Raw genomic sequence first — 26,273 nt, 5'->3', positions numbered from 1 at the left:
TGTCGCAGATGTACCAGCGCGCCGGGTGCAGTTTGATCAGTCACTTTCGTTGGCCTGTTGAGGTGTAGAGCGCTTGCGTGGTTTTTTCGTCGGCCGTTTGCCGGGCTTGAGCTGCCAGCGGTCGGCGTTGGCGAGCAGGCGTGCCTGGATTGCGGGTGGGTAGTCGCTCAGGGTTGTGACGGGGGGAATGGGCTTGCCGGGCAGGCCGGCCTCGCGGATGACCTTCGGCCAGCGCGGTCGCCAGCACAGCAGCAGGCTGAGCCAGTGGCCGGTGCCGATGATGACGAAAGCGGGCCAGACAAACAGCAGCGCAATTTTGAACAGCCAGCTGCTTTTGCGGAAGAAACGCCCAAGGCCTTCGAACTGGGCGCTGAATGCCTGGATGGGTGAGGGTAGCTGGGTGCTCAGGCGGGGGCGAGGGACGGCGTGTGGGCCTTCTTCCATGTAACGACGGATGAATTCCCACTCATCACGCAGTTCGCTGCCGCCTTGGCCTTGTTTGCCGATAAAGGCCATTTCCATGTGGGGCAGGCCGGTGCGGCTGGGGTGCCAGATTAGACCGAGTCGTACTCCAACGCTTAGCGAATCATCTTCTGGGCGAATGCCCGTGCTGCCGGTCGTTTTCCATGGGAAGGTGACGATGCCACCACAGTAGCTGGGGCGGTGGAGGTGGACCTGTTGAGTTATTCGATTGAAGCGAATGAGCAGATGCCGACTGGTCAGCATTTCCAGTCGGGTCAAGCTTACTCCATACTTTGTGTAAAAAAATATCGTAGCACCTGATACGAGTGCCATCATGAATGTCAGTGCCACCATCAGAAGTGATCGAGCCTCATGGTCTGCTATGTCTTCCCAGAGAAAATACAATGTGGAGATTGTCGTAACACCTATAATGGGCATGATTCCGCATAGCGTTGCAATGGTTATGAGTCCGCGCTTTTCCTCTGAGCCACCACATCGCATTTCAATAAATGTTTCGTTGAAAGCGAAAATCGGTCCGCGTGTGTGGGGTTTTTCGCTAACAGTTTGGAAGTGTATGTCCTCTTCCAAATCCCCTTCGTAAAATTCCTGGGCGGCACGCTTCTCAGCAGGTGTTAACTCAGCTTCGTACGCTTTTCGTTCGGTCTCTGACTCGGTTGCCATTTGCCAGAATCCCCATTCAATCAAATACATTACAGAACCTCGCTGAATGCGGCATGTAGTGCCACCAATTCTTCTTGCTCTTTGTAAGGCTCCGAATTTTTCCCCACGCGGAAGCTGCTGCGTTTGCACCACTTTTCCAAAGCGTCATCTTCAAAGATGTAAATGATCACCGTCAAAACGAGCCCTATCCAGAACGCGCCGAGAACTAAACGAACGAGCAGTAGCCTCGCTGCCTGTGTACCCAGTCTTTTTGCGAGTCCTGACATTGATTGACTAAGAAGTCTTACTATTTTGTTAGCGCTGGAGTTTGCAAGGTGATCGAATAAAGGCTTTGCGATGGCGATGGCGGTTCCAAGTTCACCCAATGATAACGTTATGGTAGCTACTCCTCGGAGCGCGTAAGCAGTAGCCAAAATTCTCGATTTCCTCTTGCCCTGCTTCGTGGTTGGATCGCTTCGGAGATGTTGAAGCCAGTCAGTAAAGTCCCACCATGCCAGCATTCCGCCCCCGATCCCCGCCAGGCTAGCGCCCCACAGCTTCAACCTCCCCAATGTTACGGCCGCCCCTTTTCCGGTCACACTGTTTGCGCCGTACCGCGCGACCACCTGGTCCACATAACTGGCTCCAACTTCGAAGCCCGCCGCAGCCGTAGTCATCGCGGCCGCCAGGAGTTCAGTCTTCACCCGCGCATCACTGTCAGGCAATTCGCGCGCTTTGAAGGCCATCAGCATCCCCTCCAGCAGGCACACCAGCCCGGAAACACGCACTTTGTAGAAGTCACTGTTCCGGGCCTGCATCAACCCTTCAGCCCAGGCCTGGTCGAGGTACCTTGATACCTGGCCTGCGCTGCGTTGTGGGTTGATGGGCTGCCCGCTACGTGCAGCTTCACTCAGGCGAATATCGACAGCCGTTTCATGCACCGAAGCGAACAAGGTCAGCCGCAAACCCTGGTGCAGTGCGCGGTCCATGCTGTTGGGGGTCGCGGTGCGCAGCACTTGCCGCCCCAGCGCGACGTACCAGGCATACAGGCCGATGCTGGCCGTGCTGCTCTGTGCCTGCATCTGTTCGTACAGGGTGTTGATGCGCCCAAAGGCATTGGCAGCGACATGGGCTTGCCTGGCAAGCGCTTCCGGCAGGGCGAAGGATGACGCTGACGACGGTTCGGCCTTGGCGGCTTCCAGCAGCGCCGCCAGTTCTTCCCGCAGGTCCTCCTGATTGTAGGTGATGCCGCGTATTGCCAGGTTGCCCCGGTCCGCCACGTCACTGCGCCACCAGCGGTCCAGCACCTTCGTGCCCCCTTCACTCAACTCCATGCCGATCACGCACTGGCCGGTCTGTTCGGCAAAGGCCAGGCCGTTGATGAGGTCGGCGTTGTCGTAGCGGTCCAGTGCCTGCAACAAGCGTTCGCTGACCACCCAGCGGGCATGGTCCTTGGCGCGGTCTTCGGCGGCTTGCTGGGCGTGTTGCATGGCCTGCTCGAAACCGTCGAGCTGATCGTGCATGGCCTGGCGGTCGACCAGGTGGCCGTATTTCTGGTCGAACCGCTTGCGGAACTCGCCGGCATCCTGGCGGGCCTGGACTTTGCTGCGGACGCCGCGCTCGAACTGCGCCATGTGCGGCTTCATGCGTTCATCATGGGCATCGGCCTGTTGCCTGGCCCGTTCGGAGAACAAGTAGATCTCGGGATGCAGGTGGAGCTGGTTGCGGACTTTTTCGGCCATGACTTCGCGCTTGACGATCTGCTCGGCCACCATCTGCGGGTAGAGTTTTTCGATTTCCAGGAACGACTGCGCGACCAGAAGCTTGCGTTCGTTGTCGACCCCGGGTTCCACGGTGCGCGCCAGCCACTGGGTCTTCACATCCTCGACAGCGGCGTTGCGCCAGGCGTTGAGCTCCTGGGTGATCCCGATGGCGTCTTCGATGACGATGGCGGCGCCACGGGGTTTGCTGTGGTTCACCAGCGGTGCCAGCGCTTGGCGTGATGCGTGTGGCGAGACGATCTGGTCGTTGTTGAACGGCTGCAGGTCCAGTAGCGCCTGCAGGTCTGCATCGTCCTGGGCCTTGAAGTCGGCCACCCAGCTCAGTTGGTCATGCTTGAGGACGTGGGGCTGTGGCGGGGCGTCGGAAGGCTGGATGAAGCGGGCGATATCGATCGTGGGCAGGCTGCTGCGGTATTGGTCGTCGAGCAGGCGGTAGTTGTCGAGCATGCGCGGGGTCAGCGGGGAAGGGCTGAACAATGGGCGCAGCTCCTGGATGTCATCCAGGTCGTAGAGGGTGATGGTCCAGCCGAAACCGCGAAGGATCTCATCCAGATTGCCGGCGCTGGGGGCAGGCGCCCAGGGGGCGTCGCTGCTGATGTACAGCAGCGAGCCATTGGGCGCCACGCGGTACTGGCTGTGCCATTCGTAGGCCGGTGCGCTATGGCGCTTGATCAGCAGGTAGAGAAAGCCCTCGCGCAAAGGGCGGATGGCGTAGCTGGAATGGGTCAGCTCGCCGACATCCTGGAACGGGCTGAGATAGCCCGGCAATTTGGGCAGGCGGGCACGTTGTGCCGGGTTGCCGCCGACGGCGGCGTAGCGCAGGGGCAGCAGTTCGAAGCGGCGGGTACAGTCGGCGACGGGGCTGTTGCGCAGGGCCGGGCGGTAGCCGGAGGTGATGCGCCTGCACAGTTCGAGGGTTTCTTTCAACGAGTCCATGTATAGCTCCAGCGAGCAGGGATAATCATCAAATGCATGCAAGCGTTGCATTCGACCCAGGGCTGGACACTAGCGAGGAATCACTTCTCAAAGGAGCGTTGCGCTTCCGATAGGTGCGTAGGAAATTTCTGATTAAGCGGTATCGTTGACGTTACCAGGGTTTTCATCGCCTTTCACGTCAACCCGTCCGCTGTCACGGGGCAGGCCCATCGTTACTGGGTGGAGGCGCCACCCTGGTCGCTATTTTAAATACGGTCCGCATCCAGACAGGGCCGCAAAGCGGCCCGATCGTTCCCCGGAAAGTACTTCAGAACGCCCCTTGCAATGTCACCATGAAATTGCGCGGTTCACCATAGAAGTTGCCCCACGCCGGCGCGCCGATGGTGGCGTAGTACTTCTTGTCGAACAGGTTGTTGCCGTTGAGCGCGACAGTCCAGTTCGGGTCGAGGCGGTACTGCACACGGCCGTTCCACACGGTGTAGCCCGCCTGCTCGACACGGGTAGTGCCGGTGGTACGGAAGTTCTCGCTCTGGCTGTTCAGGCCTGCGCCGAGGGTCCAGCGCTCCAGAGCACCGCCCAGCTGGTAGTCACCCCATACCTTGAGCATGTGCCGTGGGATGAAGCTGGAGGTGAAGGTCAGTTCGGTCGGGTCAGTGTCTTCGATGGTACTCAGGTACTTCGTCTGGGTGTAGGTGTAGCCCGCCAACAGCTGCAACCGCTCGATCGGCGAGCCGCTGATCTCGGCTTCGAACCCCTGTGCGCGTACCTTGCCGCTGTCGTTGTAGCAATACCCGTCGCCTGAGGGGCAGGTATCGACGTAGTCCGTTTCTGCGCGGTGATTCTCGACAGTGCGGAACAGGTTGAAGGAGGTGTTCAACGCGCCGTCGAGCAGCTCGCCCTTGATGCCGACTTCATAGTTGGCGCCGGTCTTTGGCTGTAACGCCTGCCGCTCGGCATTCACCTTGTCGCTTTGTGGCTGGAAGATGTCGGCGTAGCTGGCATAGGCGGTCCACTGCTCGTTCAGGTCGTACAGCACGGCGGCAAACGGCGTGACCTGACCGTTTTCCTGGCTGCGATTATGCACCCAGTAATCGTAGAACTGGGTATAGGAGTCGCTCTTGTTACGGTACCAGCTGACCCGCGCGCCCAGCACCAAGGTCAGTGGCTCTGCCAGTTTCAGGCGCAGGTTGGCGTAAGTGCCGTACTGGGTGGTAGTGGTATCGGTTGGCACACTGCCACCGCGGCTCGGGTTGACCAGGTAATCGGCCTTGGACGGGTGTGTGAAGTTCGCGGATGGGTTGAACGGGTCCTGCTTGCCGTCCAGCAGCATCAGCGCGAAGTAATCATGGGTTTTCTGTCGGCTGGCGTTGACACCCATGATCAGCTCGTGCTGCAGGCCGAACGCCTCGAACTTGCCATCGACATAGCTATCGAAGCCGTAGTCGTCCTGGTCGTAGTCGAAACGGCCGGCCCGGACGTTCATGCTGGCGGTGCTGGCGCCGACGGGTACCGTGCCTTCGGAATAAGCGTATTCGATGTCCTGGGTGTTGTGGGTGTAGATCGAGGCGAAGTTCAGGGTCCAGTCATCGTTGAAGCGGTGCTTGAGGTCGGCAAAGCCGGTAATACGCTGGCTTTGCATGTCGTTCCAGCTGGCCCCCAGGCAGGTGGAGCGCGACAGCTTCAGGTCACTGCCATCGGCGTAGCGTGGCAGGCCGGCGTAGCAAGGGGTGGCATCGACATCCTCGTAAGCCAGGCCAGCGCCCACGGTGGTGTCGGCCGTGACGTCCCAGTCGATGGCGCCGTACAGTATCTGGTCCTGGCGCTTGGCCGTGTCATAGAAGTACTGGCGGTCCTGCAGCGTCGCCACGGCGCGCCCCCGCACGGTGCCCGACGCGTTCAGCGGGCCGCCCACGTCCACTTGCCCGCGGTAGTTGTCCCAGCTGCCGGCTGATAGGGTGACGGTGGTGGCGGCTTTTTCCTGCCCCCGTTTGCGCACGAAGTTGACGCCCCCGGCGGAGGAGCCAGAGCCTTTCATCATGCCGGCCGCACCTTTAAGCACCTCGACGCGGTCATAGAACGCCATGTCGCTGGAAAAGCTGTTGGCCTGCACGTAGTTGCCGCCCACGTCCAAGGGCACGCCGTCGTACTGGTACTGGCCATCCAGGTTGAAACCACGGGAATAGAAATACTTGCCGCCCATGGGCGAGTCATACACGGTGATGCCCGGGGTCTTGTCCAGTACCTGCTCCAGTGTGTTGAGGTTCTGGTCGTCGAGCATCTTGCGGGTCATCACGGTGACCGACTGCGGGGTTTCTTTCAGCGTGTGTACGCCCTTGCCGATGGTGATGGCACGGGCGGCGTAGGACTGGGTGCCTTCGCTGGTCGCATCCAGGCGGTTGGCGTCGATGTTCATCGGCGCCAGTTCCATGGCCGAGCCGTTTTGCGCAGCGACCAGCACATAGCCACCATTACCCTGACGCTGCGCCTGCAGGCCACTGTTGCCCAGCAGCCGCGCCAGACCTTCCTCGACACTGAAGCTGCCTTCCAGGCCCGCGCTGTCGAGGTTGCGCGTCTGTGCGGTGTCGAACGAAATGGTCACACCCGCCTGTACGCCAAACTGGGTGATGGCGTTGCCCAGTGAGCCAGCGGGGACATGGTAGGTGGCCTGGCTTTGGGCCATTGCCTGGGCAGGCATCAGCAACAGGCCGGGCGCGCTGGCCAGGGACATGCCGAACAGCACCAGGCGGACGGCCTGGCTGAGCTTGGTTGCTGGGGTAGGGTGCAGGTGTGGCATTTCGTGGTCCTTCCGAGTCATGGCAGAAAGTCGCTGTCGTCGCGGCTTGTGTCAGGGACGGACGAGAATAGAAATCAGCAAGATTGCGGCGAAAGTTTTTCCGCAGTTGCTCAGGCGGGCTCCACACTCACCCAGTAGCGGCTTAAGTAGCGCACTTTCACGGGCAAGGTTTTCGGCAGGTTGGCCAGGGCGATATCGGTGTCGTCAATGCGGAACGCACCGGAAATGCTCATGGCCTGGATCGACGAGGCACAGCGCAGCACACCTGGACGATAGCGCCCCAGTTCTTCGAGGAAATCGCCAAGGCGCCAGTCGTTCACGCTGAGCATGCCTTGCAACCAGGCCGTGGAATCGGCGGGGAGGGCATGGGCGTCGAGGACGACATCCTGATCAAAACTCACTTGCTGGCCAGCGTGCAGTTGCAGCACTCGATCAGGGTGGCGCAGGGGGCGAACTTCGACGCTGGCCTCAAGCACACCCACGCGGGTCTGCTGCGCCAGTTTGCGGACGCTGAACGCGGTACTGCGGGCCAGTACGCTGCCGTCATCGGTGTGCACGATAAACGGGCGCTGCTGACGATCGCTGACCGGACGCACCAGAATTTCCCCCTGATACAGCTGAATCGCCCTCACCTTTGTGGCGTAGCGCACATCCAGCGCGGTATTCACGTTCAGTTCCAGCTGTGAACCATCCTCCAGGTGCAGGGCGCGGCGCTCGCTGCTGCGGGTACTGTGCTGGGCCAGCAAGGCACGATAGGGCACCTGCTCGGCCGCCAGCCAGCTGCCGCCCCCCATGGCCATCAGCAGGCCCAGCACTTTCAGCACGTCACGCCGCTGCGCCTGGGCCGCGCCAAGGCCGGACAGCGCCGCCTGCGGCGGCACCATGGCCCATTGCTGCTGCAGCTTTTCTACCCGCGCCCAGGCGGCTGCGTGCAGGGGGCTGGCCTGCAGCCACTGTCGCCAGGCCTGGGTGCGGGCCTCGCTATTGGCGCCGTCGTTGAGCTGAACATACCAGGTGGCAGCGGCTTCGAGTGTCTTGAGATCCATGGGCGTCAGCCTTCGACTGCCAGCAGGCAGCGAGTCATGGCCTTGATCAGGTGATTCTTCACGGTGGTGATCGACACGCCGAAGCGCTCGGCCGCAGCGCCGTAGGTCAGGCCTTCGAGTTGAACGGCAAGGAAGATGGCGCGGGTCTTGGCGCCGAGTTCGTCGAGCAGGCTGTCCACGGCCACCAGCATCTCTATGATGGACAAGCGCACCTCCGGCGACACCTCTACCGGTTCCGGACGCAGGGCCAGCGCCTGCAGGTAAGCTTTTTCGATGATGCGACGGCGAGCTTTGTCTATCAGAAGGGCGCGGGCGATAGCGCTGAGGTAGCTGCGCGGCTCACGGATCGGCAACGGGTTACGCGCGGTCATTACCCGCAAGAACGTGTCGTGCGCCAGGTCGGAAGCGTCGGCGGCGTTGCCCAGGCGGGCGCGCAGCCAGCCCTTCAGCCAGCTGTTGTTTTCGCTGTACAGCTGGTGCAGGGCCTGGGGATCGAGCGTTGCCATGGCGTCAAGATCGCAATATTAATGGGAATTGATCGCATTGTCGCGAGAGGCGGGGCTTATTGCAAGGACCGCGAGCACACACCCTGTGGGAGCGGCCTTGCGTCGCGATTGGGCCGCAAAGCGGCCCGGGTTTCGGCATCGCGGCTACATTTGTGGGGCTGCTGTGCAGCCCTATCGCGACGCAAGGCCGCTCCCACAAAGAGTCGTGCAGGCTTGCAGGGCAGTGGTTAGAACCCGGCCTCCAGGCTCAGCAGGTCCTGCACCGTCTGCCGCCGGCGGATCATCCGCAGGGCACCGTTCTCGATCAGGAACTCCGGCAGCAGCGGCCGGCTGTTGTAGTTCGACGACATCGACGCGCCATAGGCCCCGGCATCGTGGATCACCAGCAGGTCGCCCACCTGTGCCTGGGGCAGGTCCTGCGGGGTCAGTGCCTGGTCATCCTGGGTGAACACGTCACCCGATTCACACAATGGCCCGGCCACCACGGTCGGCTGGCGCGGGCGATCTACTGCCTGGCCATCGGCATCGAGCAGGGTCATGCCGTGGTAAGCGCCGTACATCGCCGGGCGCATCAGGTCGTTGAAGCCGGCGTCGATCATGACGAAGGTATTGCGCCCCACCTGTTTCACGGCACGGACTTCGGCCACCAGGTAGCCCGACTCCGCCACCAGGAAGCGTCCGGGTTCGATCTCCATGCGCACCGGGTGGCCGAGCATCGTTTCGATCTCCTTGCGCGCCACCGCCCAGGTCTGCGCATAACGCTGCAGGTCGACCGGTTTGTCGGTGCTGCGGTAAGGGGTGGAAAGCCCGCCGCCGATGGAGAACGCCTCGATGTCCACGCCCAGACGGCCGATCAGCTCGATCATCGAGCGGGCCACCTGTTCCAGGTGCTGGTAGTCCACCCCGGAACCAATGTGCATGTGCACGCCCACCAAGTGCAGGCCATGGGCCTTGATGCACGCCAGCGCCTCGTCCAGCTCTTCGTGCCAGATGCCATGCTTGCTGTTTTCGCCGCCGGTATTGGTCTTGCGGCTGTGGCCATGGCCGAAGCCCGGGTTGATGCGGATCCACACGCGGTGGCCGGGCGAGCGTTCACCCAGTTGGCGCAGCATGTCGATGGAGCCGGCGTTGACTTCGATCTTCTCTGCCACCACTCGCTCCAGGGTTGGCCGGTCCAGCGCGTCGCAGGTCAGCACCACGCCGGCAGGGTCACCGTCAACGCTCGCACCCGCAGCGAAGGCCCGCTCCATTTCACCCAGCGACACGGCGTCCAGCACCAGGCCATGGGCGCGCATCAGGCGTAGCACATGCAGGTTGGGGTTGGCTTTCTGGGCGAAGCGCACGGTGTCGAATACGTTCAACTGCTCGACACGCTCGGCGATGGTGCTGGCGTCGTACGCCCAAAGCGGCGAGCCGTGCTGGCGAACCGCCTCGGCCAGAAGGGTGAAGGGTGCGGTCATGGTGGCGTTACTCGTATAAGGAAGGCCACGAGGATGAATCAAAGCGGGAATTCAGTAAAATAGCTATTTTTCTGCCAGTCATTCATATCTGATATACCCATTGTCGACTCACTGGGTGCTGCCGTGAAACTGTCCGTCCGCCACATCGAAGTGTTCCGCGCCATCATGGCCGCTGGTAGTGTCACGGGTGCGGCGCGCCTGCTGTTCACCTCGCAGCCGACCGTCAGCCGCGAACTGGCGCGGCTGGAGCAGGTGACTGGCCTGAACCTGTTCGAGCGCGAGGGCGGGCGCCTGGTGGCGACGGCCCAGGCGCTGCTGTTGATCGAAGAGGTCGAGCGGGCCTACGTCGGGCTGGAGCGGATCGATCGCTTTGCCCAGGCCATCCGCAACTTCGAGCAGGGCCGGCTGGCCATCACCTGCCTGCCGCTGTTCTCGCAAACCTTGTTGCCCAAGGCTTGCCAGCGCTTTCACCAGCAGCACAGCGGCGTGAGCGTGAGCATTCTGGCGCAGGAGTCGCCTTTGCTGGAGGAGTCACTGGTTGCCCAGCAGCATGACCTTGGCCTGACTGAAGTCGAACAGATACCGCGTGGCGCGTATGGTGAATTGCTGTTCAGTGCCAACATGGTGTGCGTGTTGCCCGAGCATCACCCGCTGCAGGTGAAGGCTGAACTGGAGCTGAGTGATTTCCATGAGGTCGATTTCATCAACCTGGCCAGCCTGGATACCTACCGCCAGCGTCTGGATCAGCACTTTCGTGCAGCCGGGGTTAACCGCCGCACGGTCATCGAGACCACCAGTGCCGCTTCGGTGTGCGCCATGGTCAGGCAAGGCCTGGGGGTGGCGATCATCAACCCGCTGAGCGGGCTGGAGGCGGCGCAAGGCGGGTTGCCGATCCGCAGGTTACGGGTTTCGGTGCCCTATCAGGTAATGCTGATACGCCCGGACCATCGGCCAGCATCGGCAGCGGTGGAGCCGTTTTGCGAGGCGTTGCGGGTGCAGGCCAAAGAGATGCAGCAGGCGCTGGCCTGATCATTGTGGGGGCGGCCTTGCGTCGCGATAGGGGCGCGAAGCGGCCCCAGGTCTTCAGCTCCGCCGCAAAGATTGTCAGGGCCGCTTTGCGGCCCGATCGCGACGCAAGGCCGCTCCCACAGGGTGGACCGCGTTCCCACTAGGCAGGGGCAGGGTTCAAAGCTCGCAGACCAAGGTTCCAGTACCGGCCAGGATGTTCTCCAGGGTTTCCTTCACTTCATCCATGTCACTCAAATCGCTGGTCAGGTTGATTTCCAGTACTTCATCCCCCTTCAGCGCGTCCCGGTCGCCGGCCGCCACTTCGATCAGCAGGCGCTTGGCGCTCAGGGTCACTTTAAGGCCATCCAGCGTCGACGGCTCGTCATCCAGCGTCAGGTCGACGGTGTCCTCGTCCGGGTAACGGGTAAGCAGGAACATCTGACCCTTGTCGCTGTGGCAGCACAGGGTCGCCATGTTGTCTTCCTCGTCATCGCAAGGGGTGGCGAACAGCAGGGCGGTGTTGATTTGCATGAGCAGGCTCGGGTCAAAGGAAACGGAAGGGAATTCTGACAGTCTTGCGTACAGGCATAAACGTAAAGTTACCGCCCCTTGACCGAAATTGTCGCAGCGCTGCAAGCGTAGATGACCGATCAGTCGTTAAGCTTCGGCGAGCCCTGGGCGTGCCTGCGCACGTTCAACGTCTGGTTTTTACCGTCCGTCATGCCACGGGTTGGCTATCGTTGATCCGTACACGGCGCACGCAGCGACGCTTCAATTATTACAAAGCCCAAGCGGAGTACCACAGATGGCGTTCTTCACCGCAGCCAGCAAAGCCGACTTCCAGCACCAACTGCAAGCGGCCCTGGCGCAGCACATCAGCGAGCAGTCCCTGCCACAAGTGGCGCTGTTCGCCGAGCAGTTCTTCGGCATCATCTCTCTGGACGAACTCACCCAGCGCAGGCTTTCCGACCTGGCCGGCTGCACCCTGTCAGCCTGGCGCATCATCGAGCGTTTCGACCCCGAATACCCGCAAGTGCGGGTGTACAACCCTGATTACGAACGCAATGGCTGGCAGTCGACCCATACCGTGGTCGAAGTGTTGCACCATGACTTGCCGTTCCTGGTCGACTCGGTGCGCACCGAGCTCAACCGCCGTGGCTACAGCATCCACACCCTGCAAACCACCGTGCTCAGTGTGCGCCGTGGCGCCAAGGGCGAGCTGTTGGAGCTGCTGCCCAAGGGCACCCAGGGCGAGGGCGTGCGCTACGAGTCACTGATGTACCTGGAGATTGACCGCTGCGCCAATGCCGCCGAGCTGACGGTGCTGACCCGCGAGATCGAGCAGGTGCTGGCCGAGGTACGGGTGGTGGTGGCCGACTTCGAACCGATGAAGGCCAAGCTGCGTGAAGTGGTAGCGCAGGTGGAGCAAACCGCCTTCGGCCCCGCCCAAAACGAGAAGGGCGAAGTCAAGGCCTTCCTCGAATGGCTGCTGGATAACCACTTCACCTTTCTGGGCTATGAAGAATTCACCGTCAAGGGCGGCGCCGATGGCGGCCAGATGGTCTACGACGAGCAGTCGTTCCTCGGCCTGCCGCGCCGCCTGCGCGTGGGCTTGACGGCAGAAGAGCTGCGCATCGAAGACTACGCTGTGGCCTACCTCAACGAGCCGCTGCTGCTGTCGTTCGCCAAGGCCGCGCTGCCCAGCCGCGTGCACCGCCCGGCCTACCCGGACTACGTGTCGATCCGCCAGCTGGACGCCGACGGCAAGGTCATCAAGGAGCACCGCTTCATGGGGCTGTACACCTCGTCGGTGTATGGCGAAAGCGTGCATGCCATTCCGTACATCCGCGTGAAGGTGGCCGAAGTCGAGCGCCGTTCGGGCTTTGATCCCAAGGCCCATCTGGGCAAGGAACTGGCCCAGGTGCTGGAAGTGCTGCCGCGCGACGACCTGTTCCAGACGCCGATCGACGAGTTGTTCAGCACGGTCATGGCAATCGTGCAGATCCAGGAGCGCAACAAGATCCGCGTGTTCCTGCGTAAAGACCCGTACGGCCGCTTCTGCTACTGCCTGGCCTACGTCCCGCGGGAAATCTATTCCACCGAAGTGCGGCAGAAGATCCAGCAGGTGCTGATGGAGCGCCTGAAGGCCAGCGACTGCGAGTTCTGGACCTTCTTCTCCGAATCGGTACTGGCCCGTGTGCAACTGATCCTGCGGGTCGACCCCAAGAACCGTATCGACATCGACCCGCAGCAGCTGGAACGCGAAGTCATCCAGGCCTGCCGCTCGTGGCATGACGACTACTCGGCACTGGTGGTGGAGAACTTCGGCGAAGCCCAGGGCACCAACATCCTCGCCGATTTCCCCAAAGGCTTCCCGGCCGGTTACCGCGAACGCTTCGCCGCGCACTCGGCGGTGGTCGACCTGCAGCATGTGCTGAACCTGTCGGAAAGCAAGCCGCTGGCCATGAGCTTCTACCAGCCGTTGACTCAGGTGGGCGAGCGCATCCTGCACTGCAAGCTGTACCACGCCGACACCCCGCTGGCGCTGTCCGACGTGCTGCCGATTCTGGAAAACCTCGGCCTGCGCGTGCTCGGCGAGTTCCCGTATCGCCTGCGCCATGCCAATGGCCGCGAATACTGGATCCACGACTTCGCCTTCACCTACAGCGAAGGCCTGAGCCTGGATATCCAGCAGCTCAACGATACCCTGCAGGACGCTTTCATCCACATCGTCCGGGGTGACGCCGAGAACGACGCCTTCAACCGCCTCGTGCTCACCGCCGGCCTGCCGTGGCGCGACGTGGCCTTGCTGCGTGCCTACGCCCGTTACCTGAAACAGATCCGTCTGGGCTTCGATCTGGGCTACATCGCCAGCACCCTGAACAACCACACCGACATCGCTCGCGAGCTGACCCGGTTGTTCAAGACCCGCTTCTACCTGGCGCGCAAGCTCACCCAGGACGACCTTGACGACAAGCAGCAGCGCCTGGAACAGGCCATTCTGACTGCGCTGGACGACGTGCAAGTGCTCAACGAAGACCGCATCCTGCGGCGCTACCTGGACCTGATCAAGGCCACACTGCGTACCAACTTCTACCAGCCCGACGCAAACGGCCAGAACAAGTCGTACTTCAGCTTCAAGTTCAACCCCAAGCTGATCCCCGAACTGCCCAGACCGGTGCCAAAGTTCGAGATATTCGTCTATTCGCCACGGGTCGAGGGCGTGCACCTGCGCTTTGGCAACGTTGCCCGTGGTGGCCTGCGCTGGTCCGACCGCGAAGAGGACTTCCGTACTGAAGTGCTGGGGCTGGTGAAAGCCCAGCAGGTGAAGAACTCGGTCATCGTGCCGGTCGGCGCCAAGGGTGGTTTCCTGCCGCGTCGCCTGCCGCTGGGCGGCAGCCGTGACGAGATCGCCGCCGAAGGCGTGGCGTGCTACCGCATCTTCATTTCCGGCCTGCTCGACATCACCGACAACCTCAAGGACGGTGGCGTGGTGCCGCCGGCCAACGTGGTGCGCCATGACGATGACGACCCGTACCTGGTGGTAGCGGCGGACAAAGGTACTGCGACCTTCTCCGACATCGCCAACGGCATTGCCATCGACTACGGCTTCTGGCTGGGCGATGCTTTTGCTTCCGGCGGCTCGGCCGGTTACGACCACAAGAAGATGGGCATTACCGCACGCGGTGCCTGGGTGGGCGTGCAGCGCCACTTCCGCGAGCGCGGCATCAACGTGCAGGAAGACCCGATCACCGTCATTGGTGTGGGCGATATGGCCGGCGACGTGTTCGGCAATGGCCTGCTGATGTCCGACAAGCTGCAACTGGTGGCAGCGTTCAACCACCTGCATATCTTCATCGACCCCAACCCCGACCCTGCCACCAGCTTTGCCGAGCGCAAGCGCCTGTTCGACCTGCCGCGTTCGGCCTGGAGCGACTACGACACCAGCATCATGTCCGAAGGCGGCGGGATCTTCCCGCGCAGTGCCAAGAGCATCGCAATCAGCCCGCAGATGAAAGAGCGCTTCGCCATCGAAGCCGACCGCCTGACCCCGACCGAGCTGCTTAACGCGCTGCTCAAGGCCCCGGTGGACTTGCTGTGGAACGGCGGTATCGGTACCTACGTGAAGGCCAGCACTGAAAGCCACGCCGATGTCGGCGACAAGGCCAACGATGCGCTGCGGGTCAACGGTAACGAACTGCGCTGCAAGGTAGTGGGCGAGGGCGGCAACCTGGGCATGACCCAGCTCGGCCGCGTCGAGTTCGGCCTGAACGGCGGCGCCACCAACACCGACTTCATCGACAACGCCGGCGGCGTGGACTGCTCCGACCACGAGGTCAACATCAAGATCCTGCTCAACGAAGTGGTGCAGGGTGGCGACATGACCGAGAAGCAGCGCAACCAGCTGCTGGGCAGCATGACCGACGAAGTGGCCAGCCTGGTGCTGGGCAACAACTACAAGCAGACCCAGGCGCTGTCGCTGGCCGCCCGCCGCGCCCGCGAGCGGATTGCCGAGTACAAGCGCCTGATGGCCGATCTCGAGGCGCGGGGCAAGCTGGACCGTGCCATCGAATTCCTGCCGTCCGAAGAGCAGTTGGCCGAACGCCTTGCTGCCGGCCAGGGCCTGACCCGCGCCGAGCTGTCGGTGCTGATCTCGTACAGCAAGATCGACCTCAAGGAGCAACTGCTCAAGTCGCTGGTACCGGACGACGACTACCTGACCCGTGACATGGACACCGCTTTCCCGCCGTCCCTGGTCAGCAAGTTCGCCGAGGCCATGCGCCGCCACCGCCTGAAGCGCGAAATCGTCAGCACCCAGATCGCCAACGACCTGGTCAACAACATGGGTATCACCTTCGTCCAGCGCCTGAAGGAGTCGACCGGCATGAGCCCGGCCAACGTAGCCGGCGCTTACGTGATCGTGCGCGACATCTTCCACCTGCCGCACTGGTTCCGCCAGATCGAGGCGCTGGACTATCAGGTGCCGGCGGAAATCCAGCTTACCCTGATGGACGAGCTGATGCGCCTGGGCCGCCGTGCCACCCGCTGGTTCCTGCGAAGCCGCCGTAACGAACAGGACGCCGGGCGCGATACCGCGCACTTCGGGCCGAAGATCGCGCAGCTGGGTCTGAAGCTGGATGAGCTGCTCGAAGGCCCTACCCGCGAACGCTGGATGGTCCGCTACCAGGGCTTTGTCGACGCCGGTGTGCCGGAGTTGCTGGCGCGTATGGTGGCGGGTACCAGCCACCTGTACACCCTGCTGCCGATCATTGAAGCGGCCGACGTGACTGGCCATGAGCCTGCGCAGGTGGCCAAGGCATTCTTCGCCGTGGGCAGCGCGCTGGACCTGACCTGGTACTTGCAGGAAATCAGCAACCTGCCGGTGGAAAACAACTGGCAGGCGCTGGCCCGCGAGGCATTCCGCGATGATATCGACTTGCAGCAGCGGGCGATCACCATTTCGGTCCTGCAGATGGTCGATGCACCGGAAGACATGGATGCCCGCGTGGCGTTGTGGTCAGAGCAGCACCGGGGAATGGTGGAGCGCTGGCGCGCCATGCTCGACGACCTGCGCAATGCCACGGGCACTGACTATGCGATGTACGCGGTGGCCAACCGCGAGCTGGTCGACCTGGCCATGAGCGGGCAGGCGGCGGTGGTGCCGTCCTGAGCCTTGTGGTGAGGTAAAACAAAGCCCCGGCAGTGATGCCGGGGCTTTTTTGTATTCCTGGGGTGGCCCTTTCGCGGGTGAACCCGCTCCTACACCGATTGGTGGTGGACACACATCGGGGGTTGGACACAGCCCGTCGTGTAATCGATGGACTCGCCCCCGCCGAGGCATCACAGTGCCACGGTGGTGTTCGAAGAAGCCAACGGCAGCGAGGGCGAGACCATGAAAAAGCATAGTTCGAAACACGATTCCCTGTCTTCCACTGATGTGGAGCTTTGCACAACCATCTGCGTAGACCTGGCCAAACAGGTCTTCCAATTAGCAGGCGAGGACGCTACTGGTCGGGTGATCTACGAAGATCGCATCAAATCCCGCCAAGCGTTCCACGATTTCCTGCTCAGGCTGCCAACGACCGTGGCCGTCTTGATGGAGTGCGGTCCAGGTGCACAAGCCTGGGCCAGACTGCTGCAGGCCAAAGGTAATCCGGTTCGCATCCTGCCGGCGCAACGTGTCGCCGAACATCGCAGCGGTGCTAAGAACGATCGTAACGACTGCTATGCCATTTTGCGTGCCGGTCGCGATACGAGCATCGCTTCGATACCGATCAAGAGCACCACAGCACTGGCTATTCAAGCGCTGCACCGTATCCGGCGCGGTAACATCAAGCGACATACCGCGCTGGGTAATCAGATCCGTGGTTTGCTACTCGAGCATGGCGTATCCATGCCCCAGGGCGATGCCGCGATCAATAAGCATGTGCCTCAGGCGCTTGAGGATGCTTCCTTGCCTCTACCCGACCTGTTGCGCGAGTTGCTCGATGAGTTGCTGATGGACTGGTTGTCTCTAGGTGAACGCATAACGGCGCTGAGCCGCCGGCTCGAAGCGACTGCCCAAGAGGATAAAGTCGCTCAGCGACTGATCACCATTCGCGGCGTCGGCCCTATCATTGCCACGGCGATCGTGGCGAAACAGACCGACCCCAGCCGCTTCGCCAGTGGCCGAATGTATTCCGCCTTCTTCGGTATCGTGCCCGATCAGCACAGCAGCGGAAACAAAATCAGATTGGGCAAGATGAGCAAGCGCGGTGACGGCTACATACGCAGCCTGATGATCCAGGGCGCGCATGCTGTCTTGAGTCAGTTAAGGCCTGATTCCGATCAGCCAGATGATCGCCGCCTCTTGCGCTGGCTATCCCGCCTTGGGCGCAAGGAGGCGGCGATCAGGCTGGCTAATCGAAATCTGCGGATTATCTGGGCCCTGTTACAGAGCGATCAGGTTTACCAACGCAAACCGAACGAAAAACCGGAGGCGGCTATGAGCCTCTGACCAACCGGGTAATGCCACCGGGGCGCTAGGCGCTCCAACCCCTGCTAGTGAACATTGACCCTAGGTAAGACCGTCGCAGACCGATGCCTCCGCTCCTACAGGCCTGATAGTGGCCTCAATGTAAACGGCACACTGCGAGCTCACCACGATGTTGGCCAGAAGCAAAAAGCTTCCTCGAACAGGCCTGATACATAGATGCAACCGGGTTCCTATGTTCAAAAAAGCAGCTAGACAGTGTGGGCGAGTCCATACATAGGAGCGGGTTCACCCGCGAAGAGGCCGGCCCTGCTGGCCAATTTCCACCCGCCGTTCACTGTCGCTGCCGCCACCATACGCGGGTAAACCCGCTCCTACAGGGGGGGCGGGGGCGTTACTTGAACCGCCTCTCCACGCCTTTTTCGACCAGAATCTTGGCGGAAATCTCTTCCACCGAAAAATGCGTGGAATTGATATTGGGAATGTTCTCCCTGCGGAACAGGCTTTCCACTTCACGCACTTCGAATTCGCACTGGGCAAAGCTGGAATAACGGCTGTTGGGCTTGCGTTCGTGGCGGATGGCGGTGAGGCGGTCGGGGTCGATGGTCAGGCCGAACAGCTTGCTGTGGTGCTTTTTCAGCACCGCCGGCAGCTGCAGGCGCTCCATGTCGTCCTCGGTCAGCGGGTAATTGGCGGCACGGATGCCGAACTGCATGGCCATGTACAGGCAGGTTGGGGTTTTGCCGCAACGCGACACGCCAACCAGAATCAGGTCGGCTTTGTCGTAGTAGTGGGTGCGTGCACCATCGTCGTTATCCAGGGCGAAATTCACTGCCTCGATGCGTTCCATGTAGTTGGAATTGCCGCCGATCGAGTGAGATTTGCCCACGGAATACGACGAATGGGCGATCAATTCCTGCTCAAGTGGGGATAAAAACGAAGAAAAGATGTCGATCATGAAGCCATTCGACGTCGCCAGGATCTCGCGGATGTCCTGGTTGACAATGGTGTCGAAGATGATCGGGCGTACCCCATCCCGCTCGGCCGCAGCGTTGATTTGCTGGACCATGACCCGCGCTTTGTCCGGCGAATCGATGTAAGGGCGGGTGAATTTGTTGAAGGGAATGCTCTCGAATTGCGCGAGCAAACTCTGGCCCAGGGTTTCGGCAGTGATACCGGTGCCGTCGGAGATGAAGAACGCGGTTCGTTTCATTTGCGATCTGGGCCTTAAGCTGATGGCGATTCTTGGATATGATAAGTTCGGTTTGCCGAATGCGGCTGTCGACATTCTGCCACATTTGCAGCGCCTATTTTCCAGGTACAGGCCACAAACGCCCGGCCAAGTCATAGAAGACAGGCGGGCGCCTTTTGAGCTTTTCCAACACAGTTAGTGGAGAGATCACCTTGGTAGAGTACGTAGTTTCCCTCGATAAGCTCGGCGTCCATGATGTGGAGCATGTGGGGGGCAAGAACGCATCCCTGGGCGAGATGATCAGTAACCTCGCCGGTGCCGGCGTGTCGGTGCCGGGCGGCTTTGCCACTACGGCTCAGGCGTACCGTGACTTTCTCGAGCAGAGTGGGCTGAACGACCGCATTCACGCCGCGCTCGACGCGCTGGACGTTGACGACATCAATGCCCTGACCAAGACCGGCGCGCAGATTCGCCAGTGGGTCATGGAAGCCGAATTCCCGCCACGCCTGGATTCGGAAATCCGTACGGCCTTCGCCGAAATGGCCGCCGGCAACGACAACATGGCCGTTGCCGTGCGTTCCTCGGCTACCGCTGAAGACCTGCCGGACGCCTCGTTCGCCGGCCAGCAGGAAACCTTCCTCAACATTCGCGGCGTCGATAACGTGATCCGCGCGGCCAAGGAAGTGTTCGCTTCGCTGTTCAACGACCGCGCCATCGCCTACCGCGTGCACCAGGGCTTCGATCACAAGCTGGTTGCCTTGTCTGCCGGTGTGCAGCGCATGGTCCGCTCCGAAACCGGCACCGCCGGGGTGATGTTCACCCTCGACACCGAGTCGGGCTTCCGCGACGTGGTATTCATCACTGGCGCCTATGGCCTGGGCGAAACCGTCGTACAGGGTGCGGTCAACCCTGACGAATTCTACGTGCACAAGAACACCCTGCAGGCCGGCCGCCCGGCCATCCTGCGCCGCAACCTGGGCAGCAAGGCGATCAAGATGGTCTATGGCGACGAAGCCAAGGCCGGCCGTTCGGTCAAGACCGTCGAAGTCGACCGCGCCGAGCGCGCACGCTTCTGCCTGACCGATGCCGAGGTCAGCGAGCTGGCCAAGCAGGCCATGATCATCGAGCAGCACTACCAGCGCCCGATGGACATCGAGTGGGCCAAGGACGGTGACGACGGCAAGCTGTACATCGTCCAGGCCCGCCCGGAAACGGTGAAGAGCCGTTCCAGCGCCAACGTCATGGAACGCTACCTGCTCAAAGAGAAAGGCACCGTGCTGGTCGAAGGCCGTGCCATTGGCCAGCGTATCGGCGCCGGCAAGGTTCGCGTCATCAACGACGTATCGGAAATGGACAAGGTCCAGCCGGGCGACGTGCTGGTCTCCGACATGACCGACCCTGACTGGGAACCGGTGATGAAGCGCGCCAGTGCCATCGTCACCAACCGCGGTGGCCGTACCTGCCACGCGGCGATCATCGCCCGTGAGCTGGGTATCCCGGCGGTAGTCGGTTGCGGCAACGCTACTCAGGTACTGAAAGATGGCCAGGGCGTGACCGTTTCCTGTGCCGAAGGCGATACTGGCTTCATCTTCGAAGGTGAGCTGGGCTTCGACATCAAGCAGAACTCGGTCGATGCCATGCCGGAACTGCCGTTCAAGATCATGATGAACGTTGGCAACCCGGATCGCGCCTTCGACTTCGCTCAACTGCCCAACGCCGGTGTCGGTCTGGCACGCCTGGAGTTCATCATCAACCGCATGATCGGCGTGCACCCCAAGGCGCTGCTGAACTATGCGGGCCTGCCTGCCGACCTGAAAGAAAGCGTCGACAAGCGCATCGCCGGCTACAACGACCCGGTCGGCTTCTACGTCGAGAAGCTGGTGGAAGGCATCAGCACCCTGGCGGCGGCCTTCTACCCGAAAAAGGTCATCGTGCGCCTGTCGGACTTCAAGTCCAACGAGTACGCCAACCTGATCGGTGGCAAGCTGTACGAGCCGGAAGAAGAAAACCCGATGCTGGGCTTCCGCGGTGCTTCGCGTTACATCAGTGAATCGTTCCGTGACTGCTTCGAGCTCGAGTGCCGTGCACTGAAGCGTGTGCGCAACGAGATGGGCCTCACCAACGTCGAGATCATGGTGCCGTTCGTGCGTACCTTGGGCGAAGCCAGCCAGGTCGTCGACCTGCTCGCCGAAAACGGCCTGGCCCGCGGCGACAATGGCCTGCGCGTGATCATGATGTGCGAACTGCCGTCCAACGCCATCCTCGCCGAAGAGTTCCTGGAATACTTCGACGGCTTCTCGATCGGCTCCAACGACCTGACCCAGCTGACCCTGGGCCTGGACCGTGACTCGGGCATCATTGCCCACCTGTTCGACGAGCGTAACCCTGCGGTGAAGAAGCTGCTGGCCAACGCCATTGCCGCCTGCAACAAGGCTGGCAAGTACATCGGCATCTGCGGCCAAGGCCCATCGGACCACCCGGACCTGGCCAAGTGGCTGATGGAGCAGGGCATCGAAAGCGTGTCGCTGAACCCGGACTCGGTACTCGAGACCTGGTTCTTCCTGGCCGAAGGCCAAGGCGCGGCCTGATGCAGTAAACGCGGGGGGGCGTCTGGCGCCCTCCTGCCTGGTTTTTTCCAGGGCGAGCTCCAGCAATGGACCCCGCCCTTTTTTGTGCACCAAGCAACCTTATGCAAAGCAGCAGCACTTTATTCCCCGTGGCCCTGCTCAGTGCCGAGCGCCGCGGCGATCTCAGCGAAGACGTGTATCGGATCAAGGCCGGTAATGGCCCGGACCCCAGCGTCGAGCTCGCCATCACCCGTCTGGGGCTGGCCGACCAGGTTCAGGCCCAAGGCGTGCCGGTCATTCTCCTGCACGGCAGTTTTTCCAATCGGCGCTTCTGGTATTCGCCCAAAGGGGTTGGCCTGGGTGCCTACCTTGCGCGCGCCGGTTTCGATGTCTGGATCCCGGAAATGCGAGGCCACGGCCTGTCGCCGCGTAACCATGACTGGAAACACAACAGCGTTGCCGCCTACGCCCGTGATGACCTGCCGTTGATCAACGCGTTCGTGCGCGAGCAGTCGGGCCAGGCGCCGCACTGGGTGGGCCATTCGCTGGGTGGTACGACATTGGCGGCAGCACTGGGTGGCGGCTTCCTGGAGCCCGGGCAAATCGCCAGCGTGGCGCTGTTCGGTACCCAGATCAGCCGTGTCTATTGGCCGTTGAAAGTGCCGCCGCTGGCTTGGGGCGCGAAGCTGGTGCTCAAGCGTTGGGGGCAGATATCCGGGCCACGTTTCAAGCGTGGGCCTGAAGACGAGCCGATAGGCCTCGCCCTGGAGAGCATGCGCTGGCACGGCCTGTTCGGGCGCTTTGGCGACAAGAAGCACGATTGGTGGGCAGGGCTGGCTGAAGTGGATGTACCGCTGCTGGCGGTGGCCGGTGCCGGGGACTTCCAGGACCCGGTGTGGGCCTGTCGCAAGCTGTTCGAGCAGTTGGGCGGCGAGCGCAAGCAGTTCCTGCGGCTGGGTCGTGAAGAAGGTTTCGAGGCCTTCGGGCATGTCGATATGCTGGTGAGCAAGGCCGCGCAGGTGCAGGTGTGGCCGCTGGTGGAGCGCTGGCTGCGCAACCCGCTGCTGCCGGTGCATGCGTCCACTGTCGTTGCGGAACCTGTGCCTGCCAGCTGAGTTTGCTGTACCTGTCATGGCCTCTTCGCGGGTGAACCCGCTCCTACACAGATTGGTGGTGGACACACCTCGGTGGTTGAACACTGGCCGCGTGTAGGAGCGGGTTTACCCGCGAAAGGGCCGGGCCTGCTGGCCAATCTCCACCCGCCGTTCACCGTTGACGCCGCCACCGTCTTCGCGGGTAAACCCGCTCCTACACAGCGGCGCGTTCCTGTGCAGGAACGGGTCACGCGTGGAAGGGCCAATACAGGATGAATACAAATGACTGCCCGGTCCCGGATGACTGCGACAGCCTCCAAGGTGTAGCCTTGGCCGATACCCGCTTTCGTTGTGACTGACAGGAGCTTCCCATGCAGCATTACGTAACGCCCGACCTGTGTGACGCCTACCCGGACCTGGTACAAGTGCTGGAGCCGATGTTCAGCAATTTTGGTGGCCGCGATTCGTTCGGTGGCCAGATCGTTACCATCAAGTGTTTCGAGGACAATTCGCTGGTCAAGGAGCAGGTCGAACTCGACGGCAAGGGCAAAGTGCTGGTGGTCGATGGCGGGGGGTCGCTGCGCCGTGCGCTGCTCGGCGACATGCTCGCCGAAAAAGCCGCAAAAAACGGTTGGGAAGGCTTGGTGATCTACGGCTGCGTGCGTGATGTCGACGTGCTGATCCAGACCGACGTTGGTGTGCAGGCCCTGGCCAGCCACCCGATGAAGACCGACAAGCGGGGTATTGGCGATCTCAACGTGGTGGTGACCTTCGCCGGGGTAACCTTCCGCCCGGGTGAGTATGTGTATGCCGACAACAATGGCGTGCTGGTCTCGCCGAGCCCGCTAAAAATGCCGGAGTAATGCGCCGCACGCGCTGATGGAGCTTTGATGTTCGAGGAAGACAACGCGCAGTGGGGGCTGGTGCATGCCCTGGTGCTCGATGGCAAAGGCGGCGCGCGCTCGATTGCCCGTACCGAACTGGACGACCTGCAGTTGCAACCGGAGCAGAGCCTGTGGCTGCACTGGGATCGCAGCCATCCGCAAACCCGCTCCTGGCTGCTGCACGACAGCGGCCTGAGCGAGTTCGCCTGCGAGCTGCTGCTGGAAGAAAACACCCGGCCGCGCCTGCTGCCCATGGCGGACGAACAGCTGTTGCTGTTCCTGCGGGGGGTCAACCTCAACCCGGGTGCCGAGCCCGAAGACATGGTTTCGGTACGCATCTTCGCCGAGGCGCAGCGGGTTATTTCGCTGCGCCTGCGGCCGTTGCGCGCCAGCGATGAAATTCTCCAGCTGCTGGAACAGGGCAGGGGGCCGAAATCGGCCTCGGAACTGTTGCTGTTGATGGGCGAGTTGCTGACCGAAAAGGTCCAGGGCCTGGTCAGCGACCTGGCCGAGCTCGTCGACCTGGAGGAAGAAAAGGTCGAATCCGACGAGCGGTATGCCCCGGAGCAGGGCAGCCTGCAGCAGATCCGCCGCCGTGCCGCTGGCTTGCGCCGCTTTCTCGCCCCGCAACGGGAAATCTACGCGCAGTTGTCGCGCAGCAAATGGAGCTGGTTCGCCAATGCCGACGCCGATTACTGGAATGAACTCAACAACAGCCTGATCCGCTACCTCGAAGAGCTGGAACTGGCCCGCGAACGCGCTGCGCTGGTGCTGGAAAGCGAGGACCGGCGGCGTAGCGAGCGGATGAACCGCACCATGTACCGCTTTGGCATCATCACCTGCATCTTCCTGCCCATGAGCTTTGTCACCGGGCTACTGGGCATCAATGTCGGCGGCATCCCCGGGGCGGAAAACCCTTTGGGCTTCCTGTTCGCCTGCATCGTCGTGCTGGGGTTGGCCGTGGGGCAGTGGTGGCTGTTCCGGCGGTTGCGGTGGGTATAGCTGTGCAATTTGAAACCTTCGTGCCAACAGGATGTGTGACCCGTCGCCCGGCCATCTCGTCTCTTGCTGACACTGCGCGAGGTGCCCATGCACGATCCGTTTGAAGAATCCCTGCGCGACCTGCTCAAGGCGTCACCCTCCGGCAATGACCGGGACGACCGGGACGACGCCGCTTGCCTGGGTCGCGTGCTGAAAACCGCCAACCGCCAGGTTGGCGCGGGTGATCTGTTCAGCCTGCTTGGCCGCTGGAGCCAGGCGCTGCTGATTGCCGTGAACAATGGCTCGGCGCATGTTGCGCCGGTGCGTCGACACTCTTCCCGCAACGCTGCCACTGGCAGCAAAGCAGATAAGGCCGATTGAATATGGAACTCGATCTCTGGACCCAGAGCCTGGTCACCGCGATGACTGCCCTTTGGACCAAGGTAGCGAACTTCATCCCCAACCTGTTCGGCGCGCTGGTCGTGGTGCTGCTCGGTTTCGTGGTGGCCAAGTTGCTCGACACGCTGCTGTCCAAACTGTTGGCCAAATTTGGCCTGGACCGCCTGATGGCCGGCACCGGCCTCACCAAAATGCTCGGTCGCGGCGGCATCCAGGTGCCGATCTCGACCCTGATCGGCAAGATCGTCTATTGGTTCGTGCTGCTCATCTTCCTGGTCTCGGCCGCCGAATCGCTGGGCCTTGAGCGGGTTTCGGCAACCCTCGACATGCTCGCCCTTTACTTGCCCAAGGTGTTCGGCGCGGCCCTGGTGCTGCTGGCCGGCGTACTGCTGGCGCAGGTGGCCAACGGCCTGGTGCGTGGCGCTGCCGAGGGTATCGGCCTGGAATATTCGGCGGGCCTGGGGCGTATCACCCAAGGCCTGGTGATCATCATCAGCATCTCGGTGGCCATCAGCCAGCTTGAAGTGAAAACCGACCTGCTGAACCACGTCATCGTTATCGGGCTGATTACCGTTGGTCTGGCCGTTGCCTTGGCCATGGGCCTTGGCAGTCGCGAAATTGCCGGGCAGATCCTGGCCGGCATCTACGTGCGCGAGCTGTACCAAGTCGGCCAGCAGGTGCGGATTGGAGAGGTCGAAGGGCATATCGAGGAGATCGGTACGGTGAAGACGACGCTGCTGACCGATGATGGCGAACTGGTGTCACTGGCTAACCGCGAGCTGCTTGAACAGCGCGTCAATAGCCGCTAACCGCACAAAAGCTGTTAATGTATGCCGCCGCGAAATTCGACCCACGGGGTCGCGCGGCGACATTGACCTGACTGTCGGCCAGATCCGTTTTGAATAAAGTTCATTCGCCGCCCATGCGCTATGACCCCCGCGAGCTCACAGACGAAGAGTTGGTGGCGCGTTCGCATGAGGAGCTGTACCACGTTACCCGCGCCTATGAAGAGCTCATGCGGCGCTACCAACGGACCCTGTTCAACGTCTGTGCGCGTTATCTGGGGAACGACCGTGACGCGGACGATGTCTGTCAGGAAGTGATGCTGAAAGTGCTGTACGGGCTGAAAAACTTCGAGGGTAAGTCGAAGTTCAAGACCTGGCTCTACAGCATCACCTACAACGAGTGCATTACCCAGTACCGCAAGGAGCGCCGCAAACGTCGGTTGATGGATGCCTTGAGTCTGGACCCTGTTGAAGAGGCGTCCGAAGACAAGGCTCCGAAGCCGGAAGAAAAAGGCGGGCTGGACAAGTGGCTGGTGCATGTGAACCCGATTGACCGGGAGATTCTGGTGCTGCGTTTTGTCGCAGAGCTGGAATTTCAGGAAATTGCCGACATCATGCACATGGGCCTGAGCGCGACGAAAATGCGTTACAAGCGCGCGCTAGACAAGCTTCGGGAGAAATTTGCCGGCCTTGATGAAACTTAGGGGCGTGCAAATATCTCTAACGAACCGGCGAGTTCTGCTAG

The 26,273-nt window shown here is 61.7% G+C and carries 18 protein-coding genes; 10 read left to right on the top strand and 8 right to left on the bottom strand.

Translation table 11 applies throughout. The features are described from left to right. Positions 1–36: 36 nt before the first annotated feature. The 6 genes from AC3RCM_RS19370 to lysA all read right to left on the bottom strand — a co-directional run bounded on the left by AC3RCM_RS19370 (position 37) and on the right by lysA (position 9,645). Complete coding sequence (locus AC3RCM_RS19370) at positions 37–1,173, bottom strand: DUF6708 domain-containing protein (protein ID WP_492629078.1); 1,137 nt, start codon at positions 1,171–1,173, stop codon at positions 37–39. Further along, positions 1,173–3,839 (bottom strand): T6SS effector BTH_I2691 family protein, encoded by a 2,667-nt coding sequence (locus AC3RCM_RS19365; protein ID WP_492629077.1) that lies wholly within the window; start codon positions 3,837–3,839, stop codon positions 1,173–1,175. Before AC3RCM_RS19365 ends, AC3RCM_RS19370 begins: the two co-directional genes overlap by 1 nt. 307 nt (positions 3,840–4,146) lie before the next feature. Beyond that, positions 4,147–6,633, bottom strand: coding sequence for a TonB-dependent siderophore receptor (locus AC3RCM_RS19360; RefSeq protein ID WP_014859057.1), 2,487 nt, complete (start codon positions 6,631–6,633; stop codon positions 4,147–4,149). Positions 6,634–6,743: 110 nt separating this feature from the next. After that, positions 6,744–7,679, bottom strand: coding sequence for a FecR domain-containing protein (locus tag AC3RCM_RS19355; protein WP_014859058.1), 936 nt, complete (start codon positions 7,677–7,679; stop codon positions 6,744–6,746). Between the two features lie 5 nt (positions 7,680–7,684). Beyond that, complete coding sequence (locus AC3RCM_RS19350; protein ID WP_012053194.1) at positions 7,685–8,185, bottom strand: sigma-70 family RNA polymerase sigma factor; 501 nt, start codon at positions 8,183–8,185, stop codon at positions 7,685–7,687. Positions 8,186–8,412: 227 nt separating this feature from the next. Beyond that, positions 8,413–9,645 (bottom strand): diaminopimelate decarboxylase, encoded by a 1,233-nt coding sequence (gene lysA / locus AC3RCM_RS19345; protein WP_198748265.1) that lies wholly within the window; start codon positions 9,643–9,645, stop codon positions 8,413–8,415. Between the two features lie 123 nt (positions 9,646–9,768). On the opposite strand from lysA, the gene AC3RCM_RS19340 reads away from it, so the two are divergent. Next, complete coding sequence (locus AC3RCM_RS19340; protein WP_010953080.1) at positions 9,769–10,674, top strand: LysR family transcriptional regulator; 906 nt, start codon at positions 9,769–9,771, stop codon at positions 10,672–10,674. A 156-nt stretch (positions 10,675–10,830) separates the two neighbouring features. Here the strand turns inward: AC3RCM_RS19340 and AC3RCM_RS19335 are convergent, their stop codons facing one another. Further along, positions 10,831–11,184, bottom strand: a complete 354-nt coding sequence (locus tag AC3RCM_RS19335; protein ID WP_020192899.1) for a hypothetical protein — start codon at positions 11,182–11,184, stop codon at positions 10,831–10,833. Between the two features lie 274 nt (positions 11,185–11,458). On the opposite strand from AC3RCM_RS19335, the gene AC3RCM_RS19330 reads away from it, so the two are divergent. Together AC3RCM_RS19330 and AC3RCM_RS19325 are read left to right on the top strand one after the other, a co-directional pair. Then, entirely contained in the window at positions 11,459–16,324 is a 4,866-nt protein-coding gene (locus AC3RCM_RS19330; RefSeq protein ID WP_492629076.1) for an NAD-glutamate dehydrogenase, read from the top strand. A 267-nt stretch (positions 16,325–16,591) separates the two neighbouring features. After that, positions 16,592–17,650, top strand: coding sequence for an IS110-like element ISPpu11 family transposase (locus AC3RCM_RS19325; protein WP_104887826.1), 1,059 nt, complete (start codon positions 16,592–16,594; stop codon positions 17,648–17,650). 370 nt (positions 17,651–18,020) lie between these two features. Here AC3RCM_RS19325 and ppsR read toward each other — a convergent pair whose 3' ends face one another. After that, positions 18,021–18,839 (bottom strand): posphoenolpyruvate synthetase regulatory kinase/phosphorylase PpsR, encoded by an 819-nt coding sequence (gene ppsR / locus AC3RCM_RS19320; protein ID WP_010953083.1) that lies wholly within the window; start codon positions 18,837–18,839, stop codon positions 18,021–18,023. Between the two features lie 191 nt (positions 18,840–19,030). Between ppsR and ppsA the strand changes: the two genes are divergently transcribed. The 7 genes from ppsA to sigX all read left to right on the top strand — a co-directional run bounded on the left by ppsA (position 19,031) and on the right by sigX (position 26,232). After that, entirely contained in the window at positions 19,031–21,406 is a 2,376-nt protein-coding gene (ppsA, locus tag AC3RCM_RS19315) for a phosphoenolpyruvate synthase (RefSeq protein WP_020193548.1), read from the top strand. 101 nt (positions 21,407–21,507) lie between these two features. Next, entirely contained in the window at positions 21,508–22,500 is a 993-nt protein-coding gene (locus AC3RCM_RS19310) for an alpha/beta fold hydrolase (RefSeq protein ID WP_232968829.1), read from the top strand. Positions 22,501–22,850: 350 nt separating this feature from the next. Further along, positions 22,851–23,342 (top strand): ribonuclease E activity regulator RraA, encoded by a 492-nt coding sequence (rraA, locus tag AC3RCM_RS19305; protein WP_003248652.1) that lies wholly within the window; start codon positions 22,851–22,853, stop codon positions 23,340–23,342. Between the two features lie 27 nt (positions 23,343–23,369). Continuing rightward, positions 23,370–24,365, top strand: coding sequence for a zinc transporter ZntB (locus AC3RCM_RS19300; RefSeq protein WP_003248655.1), 996 nt, complete (start codon positions 23,370–23,372; stop codon positions 24,363–24,365). A gap of 87 nt (positions 24,366–24,452) precedes the next feature. Further along, entirely contained in the window at positions 24,453–24,725 is a 273-nt protein-coding gene (locus AC3RCM_RS19295) for a hypothetical protein (RefSeq protein ID WP_014591816.1), read from the top strand. 2 nt (positions 24,726–24,727) lie between these two features. Continuing rightward, complete coding sequence (locus AC3RCM_RS19290) at positions 24,728–25,552, top strand: mechanosensitive ion channel family protein (protein ID WP_010953088.1); 825 nt, start codon at positions 24,728–24,730, stop codon at positions 25,550–25,552. Positions 25,553–25,665: 113 nt separating this feature from the next. Continuing rightward, a complete protein-coding gene (gene sigX / locus AC3RCM_RS19285) occupies positions 25,666–26,232 on the top strand; it encodes an RNA polymerase sigma factor SigX (protein WP_003248665.1) in 567 nt (188 codons plus the stop codon). The last annotated feature ends 41 nt before the right edge of the window (positions 26,233–26,273 follow it).

It is taken from the genome of Pseudomonas sp. GW823-FHT05G12 (genome assembly GCF_058795575.1).
This window is presented reverse-complemented; position numbering and strand designations above follow the sequence as displayed.